General features: G+C 62.2%; 8 protein-coding genes and 3 rRNA genes. 2 read left to right on the top strand and 9 right to left on the bottom strand.

The annotated features are described in order from the left end of the window. Positions 1 to 56 precede the first annotated feature (56 nt). The 5 genes from rrf to AB4068_RS09610 form a co-directional block, all read right to left on the bottom strand. Positions 57 to 173, bottom strand: a 5S ribosomal RNA gene (gene rrf / locus AB4068_RS09630). A 183-nt stretch (positions 174 to 356) separates the two neighbouring features. Further along, positions 357 to 3,496 (bottom strand): 23S ribosomal RNA (locus AB4068_RS09625). A gap of 560 nt (positions 3,497 to 4,056) precedes the next feature. Beyond that, positions 4,057 to 5,579: ribosomal RNA gene (locus AB4068_RS09620) — 16S ribosomal RNA — on the bottom strand. Together the 16S, 23S and 5S rRNA genes form the textbook arrangement of a ribosomal RNA operon. A 548-nt stretch (positions 5,580 to 6,127) precedes the next feature. Further along, positions 6,128 to 7,438: a tyrosine--tRNA ligase gene (tyrS, locus tag AB4068_RS09615; RefSeq protein ID WP_441433243.1), complete on the bottom strand. Its 1,311-nt coding sequence runs from the start codon at positions 7,436 to 7,438 to the stop codon at positions 6,128 to 6,130. Positions 7,439 to 7,482: 44 nt separating this feature from the next. Continuing rightward, positions 7,483 to 9,711 (bottom strand): AAA family ATPase, encoded by a 2,229-nt coding sequence (locus AB4068_RS09610; protein ID WP_059387784.1) that lies wholly within the window; start codon positions 9,709 to 9,711, stop codon positions 7,483 to 7,485. Positions 9,712 to 9,869: 158 nt separating this feature from the next. Between AB4068_RS09610 and AB4068_RS09605 the strand changes: the two genes are divergently transcribed. Continuing rightward, positions 9,870 to 10,505: a GNAT family N-acetyltransferase gene (locus AB4068_RS09605; protein ID WP_441433242.1), complete on the top strand. Its 636-nt coding sequence runs from the start codon at positions 9,870 to 9,872 to the stop codon at positions 10,503 to 10,505. Between the two features lie 19 nt (positions 10,506 to 10,524). On the opposite strand, the gene AB4068_RS09600 is transcribed toward AB4068_RS09605, so the two are convergent. After that, the gene (locus AB4068_RS09600) at positions 10,525 to 11,187 is read right to left on the bottom strand and encodes a DNA-3-methyladenine glycosylase (RefSeq protein WP_441433241.1); all 663 of its coding nucleotides are present in this window, start codon (positions 11,185 to 11,187) and stop codon (positions 10,525 to 10,527) included. 94 nt (positions 11,188 to 11,281) lie between these two features. On the opposite strand from AB4068_RS09600, the gene AB4068_RS09595 reads away from it, so the two are divergent. Beyond that, positions 11,282 to 12,847: an AlkA N-terminal domain-containing protein gene (locus AB4068_RS09595; protein ID WP_441433240.1), complete on the top strand. Its 1,566-nt coding sequence runs from the start codon at positions 11,282 to 11,284 to the stop codon at positions 12,845 to 12,847. On the opposite strand, the gene AB4068_RS09590 is transcribed toward AB4068_RS09595, so the two are convergent. The 3 genes from AB4068_RS09590 to AB4068_RS09580 form a co-directional block, all read right to left on the bottom strand. Continuing rightward, positions 12,753 to 13,490 carry a maleylpyruvate isomerase family mycothiol-dependent enzyme gene (locus AB4068_RS09590; RefSeq protein WP_441433239.1) on the bottom strand — a complete coding sequence of 246 codons (738 nt, stop codon included), beginning with the start codon at positions 13,488 to 13,490 and terminating at the stop codon, positions 12,753 to 12,755. The two genes, AB4068_RS09595 and AB4068_RS09590, sit on opposite strands and share 95 nt — an antisense overlap. Positions 13,491 to 13,616: 126 nt before the next feature. Beyond that, positions 13,617 to 15,089, bottom strand: a complete 1,473-nt coding sequence (gene argH, locus AB4068_RS09585; protein ID WP_441433238.1) for an argininosuccinate lyase — start codon at positions 15,087 to 15,089, stop codon at positions 13,617 to 13,619. After that, positions 15,086 to 16,291, bottom strand: coding sequence for an argininosuccinate synthase (locus AB4068_RS09580; RefSeq protein WP_236816785.1), 1,206 nt, complete (start codon positions 16,289 to 16,291; stop codon positions 15,086 to 15,088). Before AB4068_RS09580 ends, argH begins: the two co-directional genes overlap by 4 nt. Positions 16,292 to 16,359: the final 68 nt, after the last annotated feature.

The following is a 16,359-nucleotide window of genomic DNA, read 5'->3' as shown; positions in this document are numbered from 1 at the left end:
GTTTTAAGTGGGTCAGGCCCCGACACGGTGTGTCGGGGCCTGGCCGGTGAATGGTTGTCCGGCGGTGTCCTACTCTCCCACACCCTCCCGGGTGCAGTACCATCGGCGCTGTGGGTCTTAGCTTCCGGGTTCGGAATGGGACCGGGCGTTTCCCCCACGCTATGACCGCCGTAACCCTGTTACCCGTCCCCGCACACACGTGGGTGCGGGGTGGGAAGATACGTGGTTACAACTTGTCCGGACCCGGTGAAGGGTTCGGTGGTGTTGTTATTCAGTTGTTGGTTCCATGGAACACACCCGGTGGCGGGTTGTTGTTCGGGAACCACATAGTGGACGCAAGCAGTGATCGTGTTTGTGTGGTGTAAGTTGTCGGCCTATTAGTACCGGTCAGCTTCAACAGTCTTTAGTCCTGTCTTCCACATCCGGCCTATCAACCCAGTGGTCTGGCTGGGGGCCTCTCACACACGAGGTGTATGGAAATCTCATCTTGAAGCGAGCTTCCCGCTTAGATGCTTTCAGCGGTTATCCCATCCGAACGTAGCTAATCAGCGGTGCACTTGGCAGTACAACTGACACACCAGAGGTTCGTCCGTCCCGGTCCTCTCGTACTAAGGACAGCCCTTCTCAAATTTCCTGCGCGCGCAGCGGATAGGGACCGAACTGTCTCACGACGTTCTAAACCCAGCTCGCGTACCGCTTTAATGGGCGAACAGCCCAACCCTTGGGACCTACTCCAGCCCCAGGATGCGACGAGCCGACATCGAGGTGCCAAACCATGCCGTCGATATGGACTCTTGGGCAAGATCAGCCTGTTATCCCCGAGGTACCTTTTATCCGTTGAGCGACGGCCATTCCACAATGTACCGCCGGATCACTAGTCCCGACTTTCGTCCCTGCTTGAGATGTCTCTCTCACAGTCAAGCTCCCTTGTGCACTTACACTCGACACCTGATTGCCAACCAGGCTGAGGGAACCTTTGGGCGCCTCCGTTACTTTTTAGGAGGCAACCGCCCCAGTTAAACTACCCATCAGGCACTGTCCCTGACCCGGATCACGGGCCGAAGTTAGATGTCCAAAGTGACCAGAGTGGTATTTCAACGATGACTCCACCCCCACTGGCGTGAGGGCTTCAACGTCTCCCACCTATCCTACACAAGCCACTCCGAACACCAATACCAAACTATAGTAAAGGTCTCGGGGTCTTTCCGTCCTGCTGCGCGTAACGAGCATCTTTACTCGTACTGCAATTTCGCCGAGTTTATGGTTGAGACAGCGGGGAAGTCGTTACTCCATTCGTGCAGGTCGGAACTTACCCGACAAGGAATTTCGCTACCTTAGGATGGTTATAGTTACCACCGCCGTTTACTGGGGCTTAAATTCTCAGCTTCGCCTTGCGGCTAACCGGTCCTCTTAACCTTCCAGCACCGGGCAGGAGTCAGTCCGTATACATCGTCTTGCGACTTCGCACGGACCTGTGTTTTTAGTAAACAGTCGCTTCCCCCTGGTCTCTGCGGCCCCGATCCCCTCCCACCAGCAAGTGGTGTTCAAGGTTGGGGCCCCCCTTCTCCCGAAGTTACGGGGGCATTTTGCCGAGTTCCTTAACCATAATTCTCTCGATCGCCTTGGTATTCTCTACCTGATCACCTGTGTCGGTTTGGGGTACGGGCGGCTTGAACCTCGCGCCGATGCTTTTCTAGGCAGCATAGGATCACCGGATCCCCCCRKRACGGGGGTCCCATCAGATCTCAGGAACGTCATCAAAGACACAGCGACGGATTTGCCTATCGCTGACCCTACATCCTTAGACCGGGGCAACCATCGCCCGGCCCGGCTACCTTCCTGCGTCACACCTGTTAATACGCTTACCTCCCGGGATCAGGTCCCGCGCTCGGCCAAAACCCGCACACCACAAGGGTGATTGGGCAGGCTCCGGGCGGTTAGTATCCCCCGCTTGGCATGGGCGGTCCTTCGCCGGTACGGGAATATCAACCCGTTGTCCATCGACTACGCCTGTCGGCCTCGCCTTAGGTCCCGACTTACCCAGGGCAGATTAGCTTGACCCTGGAACCCTTGATCATTCGGCGGACGGGTTTCTCACCCGTCTTTCGCTACTCATGCCTGCATTCTCACTCGTGTAGGCTCCACCGCTGGTTTACACCGCGACTTCACCGCCCACACGACGCTCCCCTACCACTCCAGACGACTGAACCACGAAGGCTTGTCTACTATCTGAAATCCACAACTTCGGCGGTGTACTTGAGCCCCGCTACATTGTCGGCGCGGAATCACTTGACCAGTGAGCTATTACGCACTCTTTCAAGGATGGCTGCTTCTAAGCCAACCTCCTGGTTGTCTTCGCAACTCCACATCCTTTCCCACTTAGCACACGCTTAGGGGCCTTAGTTGGTGGTCTGGGCTGTTTCCCTCTCGACTATGAAGCTTATCCCCCACAGTCTCACTGCTGCGCTCTCACTTACCGGCATTCGGAGTTTGGCTGACGTCAGTAACCTTGTAGGGCCCATCGGCCATCCAGTAGCTCTACCTCCGGCAAGAAACACGCAACGCTGCACCTAAATGCATTTCGGGGAGAACCAGCTATCACGGAGTTTGATTGGCCTTTCACCCCTACCCACAGCTCATCCCCTCCATTTTCAACTGAAGTGGGTTCGGTCCTCCACGACGTCTTACCGTCGCTTCAACCTGGCCATGGGTAGATCACTCCGCTTCGGGTCTAGATCACGCCACTACACTCGCCCTGTTCAGACTCGCTTTCGCTACGGCTACCCCACACGGGTTAACCTCGCGACGTAACACTAACTCGCAGGCTCATTCTTCAAAAGGCACGCCGTCACCAGAATCAGACTGGCTCCGACGGATTGTAAGCACACGGTTTCAGGTACTGTTTCACTCCCCTCCCGGGGTACTTTTCACCTTTCCCTCACGGTACTGGTCCGCTATCGGTCATTAGGAAGTATTTAGGCTTATCAGGTGGTCCTGACAGATTCACACGGGATTTCTCGGGCCCCGTGCTACTTGGGATCCTCTCCAGGCGGCACACAACATTACGGTTACGGGGCTAACACCCTCTCCGGCCGGCCTTTCAAGACCGTTCACCTATGCCTGCACTCTCACCCCACCGGTCCGGCAGAACCAGTACGGAAAGTCCCACAACCCCGCCCATGCAACGCCCGCCGGCTATCACACATGGAACGGTTTAGCCTCATCCGCGTTCGCTCGCCACTACTAACGGAATCACTCTTGTTTTCTCTTCCTGCGGGTACTGAGATGTTTCACTTCCCCGCGTTCCCCCCACGCACCCTATGTGTTCAGATGCGGGTCACCAGATCACGCAAAACGCGTCTGGCGGGGTTTCCCCATTCGGACATCCTGGGATCACCGTTCGGTTATCAACTCCCCCAGGCTTATCGCAGATTCCTACGTCCTTCTTCGGCTCCTAATGCCAAGGCATCCACCGTGTGCCCTTAAAAACTTGACCACACAAGATCAAAAAACTTCTCGAGAGAACCAAACCCCCGAAAGGGCCGGGTTCATAAAAAGAAATTGCTGTAAGACACACACACCCCACCACCCCACAAGAGGCAATGACCATGCGCGTGCCTAGATGCTCGCGTCCACTATGTAGTTCTCAAACAACAACCCCGTACCACACACCCCCCGCACCCCCGCCACCCCCAAAGGGACGACCGGGAACACACGAAGAAATGCAGCCAGGAAACCAGAAACACACAAACCCGCCCGGAACCACGCAACCCACACAGGCCACGCACCCCCCGACGGCCCTGTTGCCTCAGGACCCAACAGTGTGCCAAACACGAAAACCGGACAACCCCCCACCCGCACCGTTCCACAACACCCCACCACAAAAATGACAGGACATCCGTACTGAACGCGGGAAAGAAACCACCCGGCCGCTATCTGCTGATATTCCACCCATGAGCACCCACCGCAGAACAGACGCCTGCGCAATGGGCTTTGCTTCCACACACCCCCAACCAACCATGCGGAAGGAAGAAGGGCGATAATGGTGCTCCTTAGAAAGGAGGTGATCCAGCCGCACCTTCCGGTACGGCTACCTTGTTACGACTTAGTCCCAATCGCCGGTCCCACCTTCGACGGCTCCCCCCACAAGGGTTAGGCCACCGGCTTCGGGTGTTACCAACTTTCGTGACTTGACGGGCGGTGTGTACAAGGCCCGGGAACGTATTCACCGCAGCGTTGCTGATCTGCGATTACTAGCGACTCCGACTTCATGGGGTCGAGTTGCAGACCCCAATCCGAACTGAGACCGGCTTTTTGGGATTAGCTCCACCTCACAGTATCGCAACCCTTTGTACCGGCCATTGTAGCATGCGTGAAGCCCAAGACATAAGGGGCATGATGATTTGACGTCGTCCCCACCTTCCTCCGAGTTGACCCCGGCAGTCTCCCATGAGTCCCCACCACTACGTGCTGGCAACATGGAACGAGGGTTGCGCTCGTTGCGGGACTTAACCCAACATCTCACGACACGAGCTGACGACAACCATGCACCACCTGTAAACCGACCGCAAGCGGGGCACCTGTTTCCAGGCGTTACCGGTTCATGTCAAGCCTTGGTAAGGTTCTTCGCGTTGCATCGAATTAATCCGCATGCTCCGCCGCTTGTGCGGGCCCCCGTCAATTCCTTTGAGTTTTAGCCTTGCGGCCGTACTCCCCAGGCGGGGCACTTAATGCGTTAGCTACGGCGCGGAAAACGTGGAATGTCCCCCACACCTAGTGCCCAACGTTTACGGCATGGACTACCAGGGTATCTAATCCTGTTCGCTCCCCATGCTTTCGCTCCTCAGCGTCAGTTAATGCCCAGAGACCTGCCTTCGCCATCGGTGTTCCTCCTGATATCTGCGCATTTCACCGCTACACCAGGAATTCCAGTCTCCCCTACATCACTCTAGTCTGCCCGTACCCACTGCAGAACCGGAGTTGAGCCCCGGTCTTTCACAGCAGACGCGACAAACCGCCTACGAGCTCTTTACGCCCAATAATTCCGGATAACGCTTGCGCCCTACGTATTACCGCGGCTGCTGGCACGTAGTTAGCCGGCGCTTCTTCTGCAGGTACCGTCACTTACGCTTCTTCCCTACTGAAAGAGGTTTACAACCCGAAGGCCGTCATCCCTCACGCGGCGTCGCTGCATCAGGCTTSCGCCCATTGTGCAATATTCCCCACTGCTGCCTCCCGTAGGAGTCTGGGCCGTGTCTCAGTCCCAGTGTGGCCGGTCACCCTCTCAGGCCGGCTACCCGTCGTCGCCTTGGTAGGCCATTACCCCACCAACAAGCTGATAGGCCGCGAGTCCATCCAAAACCGCAAAAGCTTTCCACCACCACCACATGCGTGGAGCGGTCGTATCCGGTATTAGACCCAGTTTCCCAGGCTTATCCCAGAGTCAAGGGCAGGTTACTCACGTGTTACTCACCCGTTCGCCACTAATCCCCCCAGCAAGCTGGAGATCATCGTTCGACTTGCATGTGTTAAGCACGCCGCCAGCGTTCATCCTGAGCCAGGATCAAACTCTCCGTTGAAGTAAAACAAAAACAGACACAACCACAACCACCGGAAATAACGGCGACCAGGCTGCACAAAATTTGAAACCAGCTGAAAACCAGACCCCACCCACAAGAGCGGACAAGGCCCGGCAAAATCAACCAATYCATAAAAACAAATCGGTATCAACAAACTTGGCACACTATTGAGTTCTCAAACAACAGACACAATCCGAATACTTCTCGGAACAAATTCAATGTTCCGCATTTCCTCGCTGCGATGTTTCTACATTATTTCATTCATTTCAACTTTGCAAATCCAGGATTTCTCGTGAAATTTACCCAAGTGAATCGAATTTCTCCACAGAGTCGATAAATTATCCGATTTCCAGACTTTTGGTCTAAACCGAATTATTCACATTCAATGGGATTTTGTTCGCAATTTATCCGCTTCAGCGGCAGCGACTCAGAAAACGATACACGCTCCCCCGGAGCCGCGCAAGTCGGCTTGGAGGAGCGTGCAATAGAACATGGAACAGCCCGTCTGGCGCGCCCACACAAGAACACACCGTGGAGCTAAGTAGGCGTCAGACGGTCACTTCGACGGTGGCCAGATTCTTCTTGCCGCGGCGCAGCAAAAGGTACCGGCCGTGTAGCAGTTCCGCCTGGTCGATGACGGCGTCGGGGTCGGTCACCTTGCTGTTGTTCACGTAGGCGCCGCCCTCCCCCACCGTGCGGCGGGCAGCGGACTTGCTCTCGGACAATCCAGACGCAACCAAGAGGTCGATGATCCCGAGGCCATCCGCGCCGATCGAGGCAGACGGCAGCTCTGCAGTTGCCGACGCCAAGGTCACTTCGTCCAGAACCGAGAGATCGCCATTTCCGAACAGTGCAGCCGAAGCAGCGATCACTTTCTCCGTCGCGTCCACTCCGTGCACCAGTGAAGTGACCTCGAAAGCGAGCCTGCGCTGGCCTTCGCGGGCGAACGGGCGCTCGGCAACAGCGGCTGCGAGTTCCTCAATCTCGGCGCGGCTAAGGAACGTGAAGACCTTGAGGCGGTCAACGACGTCGGCATCCGCAGTGTTGAGCCAGAACTGGTAGAAGGCGTACGGGCTGCACATGTGGGCGTCGAGCCAAATGGCGTTGCCTTCGCTCTTACCGAACTTGGTGCCGTCAGAGTTGGTGATGAGGGGCGTCCCCAGGGCGTGGACAACCTTGCCGTCGACCTTGCGGATCAGCTCCGTACCGCTCGTGAGGTTGCCCCACTGGTCCGAGCCGCCGGTCTGCAGCACGCAACCGTAGTCGCGGTTGAGCTGGAGGTAATCCATGCCCTGCAGGATCTGGTAGCTGAACTCGGTGTAGCTGATGCCCTCATCGGAGCTGAGACGGGAGGCCACGGCATCCTTGCGGAGCATGGTGCCCACACGGAAGTGCTTGCCGATTTCGCGCAGGAAATCGATGGCGCTCAGGGGCGCGGTCCAGTCAAGGTTGTTCACCATGCGTGCGGCATTGTCTCCCTCGAAACTGAGAAAGCGACGCACCTGGGCCTGAAGGTAGCCGACCCACTCCGACACGGTGTCCTTGGTGTTCAAGGTGCGTTCCGCCGTCGGGCGCGGATCCCCGATCAGGCCGGTGGAACCGCCCACCAGGCCGAGCGGCTTGTGGCCGGCCAATTGCAGGCGGCGCATGAGCAGGAGCTGGACAAGGTTGCCAAGGTGCAGGGACGGAGCCGTGGGGTCGAAGCCACAGTAATACGTGATCGGGTCCCCGGCGAGGAGCTTTTCCAATTCCGTTTCATCCGTGGAAACGTGGATCAGGCCGCGCCATTTGAGCTCTTGCCAAATGTTGGCAAAGCCCGGGTCGTTGTGTTGGGACTCGAGGTTGTTTACGTGTGACACGAGTTCTAAGTTAGCAGGATTGCCGTTCGGCTTGCTCGCATGGCTCAGCGCTCGATACCCGCCGGCAGTGGCGCGGCGGTGATGAGGCGCAGCCGCTGCGTCGGACGCGTCATGGCGACGTAGAGATCGCCCACCTTGCCATGCTCGTGATTGAGCATCGCGGCTGGCTCAAGAACAACCACGCCGTCGAACTCCAGGCCTTTGGCTTCCTTGGGGCTGATGACCACGATGTCCTGGGAGTAGCTGCCCGCTCCGGTGCCCACACGGTGACCGTAGACCCCACGGAGGGCGGCTGCAGCCCGAGGCAGGAGGGCGCCGTCGGCAATCACGGCCAGGAGGCCGCCGTCGATCGCTTCCAGTTCCTCCGGAAGGATTTCGACGAGCCGGTCTACCATCCCCGCTTCGTCGACGCGGTCCACGATCGGTGACCATTTGCCTTCGCGAACGGCCTTGGGAGCAGAAACAACCAGCCCAGCGCGGTTCGCCATGCGGACTGCCGCTTCGGCGATCTGCGAGGGTGTCCGGTAGTTGACGGTGAGTTCTTCGAGCTGCCAGCGGTCCCCGAACGACGGCGCGAGGGCACTTTGCCAGGAATTCGCACCGGCGGAGGAACTCGTCTGGGCGATGTCGCCGACGATCGTGAAGGACTTCAGCGGGCAGCGGCGGACCAGAAGCCGCCACTGCATGGGCGAGAGTTCCTGGGCTTCGTCAACCACGATGTGTCCGAACGCCCACGAACGGTCGCTCGTGGCACGTTCTGCGGCGGTCAGCCGTGTTTCGCGTTCCTGGTTCTGGTCTGCCAGTTCTTCGGCCGTCATCAACACGTCGACGCCCATGGCCTCCATGTTGACCAGTGTCTGCTTGGCGTTGGCGATGTCGCGGGCACGGTCGTGTTCTTGCTGGGCCAGTCCCCTGCCCGCGGCAGGATCGAGCTCGCCGAGGAGTTCAGCGGCCTCGTCGAGCAGCGGAACATCGGCTTCCGTCCACGGTGCATCCGCGGGGCGAAGCAGGAGCGCACGCTGCGCCGGCGTGAGGTGCGGAGTGCAGGCCTCCAGGATGGCCGGTTTGCTGAAGAGCTCGGAAACGAGCTTCTCGGGAGTCATGGGCATCCAGCACAAGTTCAGAACGATCCTGACGTCGCGTGCCGAGCGGACGTCCTCAGCGAGGTAGGAACGGTCGGCATTGTTGCCGATGTTCGATTCCTCGACGATCTCCGTCAGCTGCTCCGTCAGCTCGCGCAGCAAAATCTTCACGAACGTCACTCGAGCTTCGTTGTGCGGTTTGCCGGTGGCGCGTGCCCTGTCCCGGGCGCGGCGGACTTGCCGTACGGACAGCGTGAGCTTGCGGGAATCGACCTCGAGGATGCGGTCCTCGGCGGGAGTCCGCTGGCGGTTGGCCACGGCATTCGCAATCACGTCGGCCATGTTCAGCTTGCCCTTGAGGGCTGCGACGTCGGGATCCTGTTCCGGGACGGCGTGGATACCGGGCATGAGGCGGCCCAGGCTCGCCATGACGACTCCGGTCTCGCCGAGGGACGGCAGGACCCGCTCGATGTAGTGCATGAACGACGACGAAGGTCCAACAAGCAGCACACCTGCCGACTTCAGGCGGTCACGGTGGGTGTACAACAGGTAGGCGGCGCGGTGGAGCGCGACCGCCGTCTTGCCGGTACCGGGGCCGCCTTGGACAACCAAGGCACCCGACATGGACGAACGGATAATCCGGTCCTGCTCGGACTGGATGGTGCCGACGATGTCCGACATGCGGCCGGTGCGCTTGGAATTCAGGGCGGCAAGGAGTGCGCCCTCGCCCTGGAGCGAGGCGTTGTCCGCCAGCATGCTGGCATCCAGGACATCGTCCTCGATCGCTTTGACCTCCCGGCCCTGCAGGATCAGGTGACGACGACGGCGGACGCCCTGCCGGTCAAAAGCGGTCGCCTGGTAGAAGTGGCCGGCTTCGGGGGCGCGCCAGTCGACCATAAGCCGCTGGAGATCCGCCGTGGACAGTCCGATGCGGCCGATGTACTGCGCCTCGCCGCTGTCCAGGTCAAGGCGTCCGAACACGAGACGGTCGTCGACGGCGTCCAGCTGGGCGAGGCGGTCCTCGTACAGTGCCGCGAACGCGTCCCTTTCGGAAACGTTCTGCATGGTGCCCACCGCTCCGGCGCGCCGGACCTGCGCCAGCTGTTGGCGCTTTTCCTCCCGCAGCTCATCCAGACGCGAGTAGAGACCGGCCACGTACTCCCGTTCGTGGATCAAATCAGCGTCGTGCATCGAAACGTTCCCCTATCGAAAAAGACGGACCGTCCATTCTACAGCGGTTTTGCTTGACGTGTGTGAAACTGCCCGCACGCCGGTGCGTCACGCAATGTTCACCCTGCGCTAACCTCCTGGGCTTTTCAGTCCGGCCCCGGTGGTGCTTCAATGCTGCAATGCAGCACGACGTTGCCCTGACCCGACACGGCATCAGCCTGGTCCCGCTCTCCCCCGCACATGCCGGTCCGCTCTTCGATTTTGTGGACTCCGGGATGTGGTCCGGCATGGCCGCTGAGCAGCCCTTGAGCGCCGCGGAACTGGCCGAACTCTTCGCAGCCCGCCTCGAAGATCCGGCGACCATGCCGTTCGCCGTCGTCGAACAGCGGACGGGAGCGCTGCTCGGAACCACATCCCTGTGCGAGTACAGTCCGCGCCAGCAGCGCTTGGAAATCGGCGGCACTTTTTACGGGCGCCCATTCTGGGGCAGCCACGTCAATCCGGCCGCGAAGCAACTGCTGTTGGCGTACTCCTTCGATGTTTTGGACGTCCACCGGGTGGCCTTCCGCTGCGATGCCCGCAATACGCGCAGCGCCTCGGCCATCCAGCGGCTTGGTGCCAGCTACGAGGGCACGCTGCGGGGGCACCGCTTCGCTCCCGACGGGAGCCGTTGCGACACCGCCGTGTTCTCGATCCTGCGCGAAGAATGGCCCCAGGTGCGCGAGTCCCTGCTTGGCCGCCTCGCGCCGTTCGAGCTGGCCGACAACCAGTGTGCATATGTCGCGGAGCCTGCCCGGACCGAACACGCCGCTTGAAGGATTCCTCCGTGGGCCCCTACAAACGCTTCCCGACGGTGCGGCTGCGGCCCGGCTTGTAGCGGGACACCGTGGGATCCCCGGAGAGCCAAAAGCGCCACGGGTAGTCGGCGGAACCGCCGTCGCCCGATACTCCGACCCGGAGCCCGCTCGCGACTGCCGATGGCGCCGCCGGAGTGACCGGAAGTTCGAGGCCGAAGGGCTCGGCCAAGGCATCCCGGCCGCTGTCCGCCGTCGTCAGCCCCATGGCGGACGCCAGCCGGGCGGGCCCGCTGGCAAGATCGGTCGGCGATTTCGACGCCGGACGGCGGGACTGTGCCAAGGCTTGGCCGGCCACCACCTCCCCTGCCCGCAACAGCAGCGCGGACGCAACGCCGTCGGGACCGCAGACAATGTTGGCGCAATAGTGCATGCCATACGTGAAGTAGACATAGAGGTGGCCTGCCGGACCGAACATGGGAGCGTTCCGGGCGGTGGGGCCGCCGAAGGTATGGGATCCAGGGTCGGGTTGGGCCGATCCCCGCGGGCCCAGATACGCTTCCACTTCGCTGAGCCGGACGGACACCGTGCCCTCGGGAGTCCGGTGGCTCAGCACGGCGCCGAGGAGCAAGGGGGCAACGTGCCGCGGATCACCGGAAAGAATGACCCTGATGGCCTCCGGAGACGCACCCTGCGTTGTCATGCCCAGACCCTAGCAAAAATCCGCCAACCGGGCCGTGGCCGGCTATGTCCGATTTCCGCTAGGACGCGCCTGCCGATGCTGAAAGGATGAAGTCATGGACTTTTGGCAACGCTACCGTGCGATCGATGCGCGGGATCCCCGGTTCGACGGCCAGTTCTTCACCGCCGTCCGCTCGACGGGCATCTATTGCCGGCCGTCGTGCCCGGCACGGACACCCAAGGCAGGAAACGTGACGTTCTACGAAACCTCGGCCGCCGCCCACGAGGCCGGGTACAGGGCCTGCAAACGCTGCCTGCCGGAGGCGGTTCCGGGCACGCCTGCGTGGAACCTGCGCTCGGACGTCGCCGGCAGGGCGATGCGGCTCATCAACGACGGCGCGATCTCCCGGGTGGGCGTCGAAGGACTCGCCGCCAGGCTGGGCTACTCCTCCCGCCAGCTCAACAGGATCCTCAGCCACGAACTCGGGGCCGGGCCGCTGTCCTTGGCGCGGGCCAGCCGGGCGCAGACGGCCAGGACGCTCCTGGTCTCCACCTCGATGAAACTTTCGGACGTGGCGTTCGCCGCCGGGTTCAACAGTGTCCGCCAGTTCAACGACACCATCAACGAAGTCTTCGCCCTGACTCCCACGGCACTCCGGGCCACCGCCAAGCCCCTAGGCCATCACGGCAAGCAGGGTGAGGCCACTTCCTTGACCCTCAACCTCCCGTACCGGGAGCCTTTCGACACGGGGATTTTCGATTTCCTCGCGGCCCGTGCGATTCCCGGCGTCGAACTGGCGGGTCCCACCAGCTATACGCGGACCCTCCGCTTGCCCCGCGGCAACGCAGTGTTCGCAGTGGAGTACGACGCCGGGGCGCGCGGCGGCGCGCTGACCCTCGCCGTCAGCACCTTGGATCTCCACGATCTTCCCGTGCTCCTTAGCCGGGTGCGGCGATTGTTCGATCTCGACGCCGATCCCGTGGCCGTCGACGAGGCGTTGGCCTCCGATGCCAGGCTCTGCCCGTCAGTTCGCGATACGCCCGGGATCAGGGTTCCGGGCGCCGTGGATCCCCAGGAACTGCTGATCCGGGCGATGATCGGCCAGCAAATCACCGTAGCCGCCGCACGCACCGCTTTGAGCCAACTGTCCGACGCCGGGACCCGCTTGCCGGAAGGGCACCCGGGACACGCGCTGGGCCTGGACCGTCTCTTCCCCACGGCCGGGGAAATCGCACGCTCGGGCCGGGAACTACTGAAAGGCCCCCAGCGCCGCATAGATTCCGTGCTTGCCGCGGCAGCAGCCATGGCCAGCGGGGAACTCGACTTCGACTACGGCGACGACCCCCAAACGCTCGCGGACAAACTCTTGCCGTTGCCCGGCGTAGGACCATGGACCGTGGGCTACGTGGCGATGAGGGTCATCGGCGACCCGGATGTCTTCCTCGCCAACGACGCAGCCGTCCGGAACGGCCTCAAGAACCTGGCCGCCTCGGAGGGCCTGCCTACAGACTTCCGCAACGTGAGCCCGTGGCGTTCCTACGCCACGATGCATCTGTGGAGGGCAGCGGCAAGCAAACGCGGCAGCGCTATCGTGTCGCGGGAACGCTCGATGGCCACGGGAGAAGCTCCGGCAAGTCAACACCGTCCGCGTCGGCAGAGGCCCGCAGGCTCCCCAGGGTAGGCGTGCGGCCGGCGAGCCAGGCGGCAATATCCGTGATCATGCCGTTGATGGCAACGGACTGCCGCCCCGAGCCGATGACCACCTGCGGCAGGCCCAGGGGCTGAAGCACGAATTTCCGGTCTGCGGGCACGCGGGCCGAGAGGAAATCGAAAAGGTGCTCGCAGAATTGCCGGCTCCAGGCTTCCGGTCCGCGACCGATTCCCAGGTCCGTGACGTGGATGACCAGTTCGCGCCAGAGCGCCAGGCCGCCGTCGAGCACTGTTCCGTTCCGGAAGCTGATCCGGGTGTTCCAGCCGGACTCCACAAGCCCATCGAAGGCCCGCAGGGCCCGCGAGAGGGCCGCTTCGGTGGCGTCACGGTGTTCGGCAAGGCTATGGCTAGCCGCCAGCTCAATCGCCTTCGTACGGCCCTCGTAGCCGCCGTCGTAGATGTCGATGGTCTCGCCGCGTGCGGCGTATTCCAGTTGCCTGGCCATGGCGTTCGAGATACCGGCAATGTGAGCCAGTACGTGGCCGCGGGTCCACCCGGGCAGCTCGGAGGGAGCTGCAACATCGGCGTCGTCGAGTTTGGCGACAACGTCGGTGACAGTGCCGGCTGCTTTGTGGAGCTCGGCAAGAAGCGCTGAGGTAGTGATCTCGGTCATAGCGCCATAGTATCCGACAGGGTTAATGACTGTTAACGAGGATTAACTGGCAGCGGCGGGCATTTCGCTGCAGGCTTTGCGAAAAAGACTGCCTCGAAATACCCGCCGGCGTTGGCCTTCTTTTCGTTACTCCGCGTACTTCCGCACCGCCGCGAGCTCCGCTTCGAGGGCAAGCAGTTGGCGCTCGACGGCGGCCGGGGCCGTTCCGCCTTGGGAGTTGCGGCTGTTGAGTGAACCTTCGGTACTGAGCACGGTGCGGACCTCGGGAGTCAAGTGCTCCGAAATGCCCGCGTACTCTTCGTCCGTCAGGTCCCACAGCTCGACGCTGCGCCCTTCAGCCAGCTTCACCGCCGCACCGGAGAGCTCGTGCGCCTCGCGGAACGGCACTCCCTGGCGGACAAGCCACTCGGCGATGTCCGTGGCAAGCGCGAAGCCCTGCGGTGCCAGCGATGCCATGCGCTCGGTGTTGAAAGTGAGCGTGGCGATCATGCCGGAGACGGCCGGGAGCAGCACCTCCAAGGTGTCCGCGGCGTCGAATACCGGTTCCTTGTCTTCCTGCAGATCGCGGTTGTACGCGAGCGGCAGGCCCTTGAGCGTTGCCAACAGCCCGGTCAGGTTGCCGATGAGGCGCCCTGCCTTGCCGCGGGCGAGCTCGGCGACATCCGGGTTCTTCTTCTGCGGCATGATCGACGACCCCGTGGAGTAAGAATCATGGAGCGTGACGAAGGAGAACTCCTTGGTGGCCCACAGGATGACTTCCTCGGAGACCCGCGACAGGTCCACGCCGATCATCGAGCAGATCCACGCGAACTCGGCGAAGACATCGCGCGAGGCAGTGCCGTCGATCGAGTTGTGGACCGCCGAGAAGAAGCCGAGGTCCGCGGCGACGGCCTCGGGATCCAGGCCGAGCGAGGAACCTGCCAGGGCACCGGAACCGTAGGGCGAGACACCGGCGCGCTTGTCCCAGTCCTGGAACCGCTGCACGTCGCGCAACAGTGCCCAGGCATGGGCCAGCAGGTGGTGGCTCAGCAGGACAGGCTGGGCATGCTGCAGGTGCGTCCGGCCGGGCATGGCAACGCCCTGGTGGGCCTTGGCCTGACCAACGAGGGCGTCGATCGCGGCGAGCACGCCGCGGGCGATGATGCGGGCGTGGTCGCGCAGGAACATGCGGCCCAACGTGGCCACCTGGTCGTTGCGCGAACGGCCTGCCCGGAGCTTGCCGCCCAGGTGGGTTCCCGCGCGCTCAATGAGCCCGCGTTCGAGGGAACCGTGGACGTCCTCATCGCTCTCGGCCGGCTGGTAGGCGCCGCTCGCGACGTCGTCATCCAGCTGGGTGAGCGCCGCGAGCATGCCTTCTAGTTCGGCGTCGTCCAGCAGCCCGGCCTTGTGCAGCACGCGGGCATGGGCCTTGGAGCCGGCGATGTCGTAGCGGGCCAGCCGCCAGTCGAAATGCGTGGACTTGCTCAGCGCCGCAAGCGCGTCCGCGGGACCGCCGGCGAACCGGCCGCCCCACAGCGCGCCTTCATTCGTCCCCGAACGCTCCCCAACCTCGCTGCGCTCGGCCGGGGACCCCGGCGTCCGTGGGCCCACCGACGTCATTTGCCCGACACCCGCAGGTCGCGGCCTGCGGCGACCTTGGAGGACATTCCCCACAGCTCGATGAAGCCCTTGGCCTGCGACTGGTCGAAGGTATCGCCGGTGTCGTAGGTGGCGAGGTCGAAGTCGTAGAGCGAGGTGTCGGAGCGGCGGCCGTTGACGATGGCCTGGCCGCCGTGCAGGACCATGCGGATGTCGCCGGAGACGTACTTCTGGGTGTCCTCGATGAAGGCGTCCAGGGAGCGCTTGAGCGGGGAGAACCACTGGCCGTCGTAGACCAGCTCGGACCAGCGCTGGCCGACGGTGGCCTTGAAGCGGGCCTGCTCGCGCTCGATGGTGACGTCCTCGAGGTGCTTGTGGGCGGTGATGAGGGCCATCGCGCCCGGAGCTTCGTAGATTTCGCGGGACTTGATGCCCACCAGGCGGTCCTCGACGACGTCGATCCGGCCAACGCCCTGGGCACCGGCGCGGCGGTTCAGTTCCTGGATGACCTGGAGCGGAGTGTGCTTGACGCCATCGATGGCCACCGGGACGCCGGCTTCGAAGGTGATGGTGACTTCGTCCGGTGCCGGCGGGAATTCCGGGGTGGCCGTGTAGTCGTAGATGTCCTTGGTGGGRGCGTTCCAGATGTCCTCGAGGTAGCCGGTYTCGACGGCGCGKCCCCAGACGTTCTGGTCGATCGAGTACGGGTTCTTCTTGGTGGTCTCGATCGGCAGTCCCTTTTCCTCGGCGAAGGCGATGGCCTTGTCGCGGGTCAGGGCGAGGTCGCGGACGGGTGCGATGCATTTCAAGTCCGGGCCCAGCGTCTGGATGCCGACCTCGAAGCGGACCTGGTCGTTGCCCTTGCCCGTGCAACCGTGCGCAACGGTGGTGGCACCGAATTCGCGGGCGGCCTTGACGAGGTGCTTGACGATCACGGGGCGTGAGATCGCCGAAACCAGCGGGTAGTGGCCCTGGTAGAGGGCGTTGGCCTTCAGCGTGGGCATGGCGTATTCGTTGGCGAATTCGTCGCGGGCGTCGGCCACGTAGGCCTCGACGGCGCCGCAGCCGAGGGCGCGCTGGCGGATGGTCTCCAGCGACTCGCCGCCCTGTCCGACGTCGACGGCCACAGCGATGACCTCGGCCCCGGTGGCTTCACCGATCCAGCCGATGGCTACGGAAGTATCAAGGCCACCGGAGTAGGCCAGAACAATGCGCTCAGTCACGAGAGTGCTCCTTTGTTGTTGCTTGGTTCTTTTGAGTCAAAGCTTGGTTCGGGCCGAAGGCCCGGGTG

Source organism: Arthrobacter sp. 2RAF22 (genome assembly GCF_052115325.1).
In the GTDB taxonomy this organism is placed as follows: Bacteria; Actinomycetota; Actinomycetes; order Actinomycetales; family Micrococcaceae; genus Arthrobacter.
This window is presented reverse-complemented; position numbering and strand designations above follow the sequence as displayed.

Coding starts and splice junctions, on each gene's coding strand:
- AB4068_RS09610 (WP_059387784.1), bottom strand. CDS start 9,711: ATGCACGACGCTGATTTGATCCACGAACGGGAGTACGTGGCCGGTCTC.
- AB4068_RS09605 (WP_441433242.1), top strand. CDS start 9,870: ATGCAGCACGACGTTGCCCTGACCCGACACGGCATCAGCCTGGTCCCG.
- AB4068_RS09600 (WP_441433241.1), bottom strand. CDS start 11,187: ATGACAACGCAGGGTGCGTCTCCGGAGGCCATCAGGGTCATTCTTTCC.
- AB4068_RS09595 (WP_441433240.1), top strand. CDS start 11,282: ATGGACTTTTGGCAACGCTACCGTGCGATCGATGCGCGGGATCCCCGG.
- AB4068_RS09590 (WP_441433239.1), bottom strand. CDS start 13,490: ATGACCGAGATCACTACCTCAGCGCTTCTTGCCGAGCTCCACAAAGCA.
- argH (WP_441433238.1), bottom strand. CDS start 15,089: ATGACGTCGGTGGGCCCACGGACGCCGGGGTCCCCGGCCGAGCGCAGC.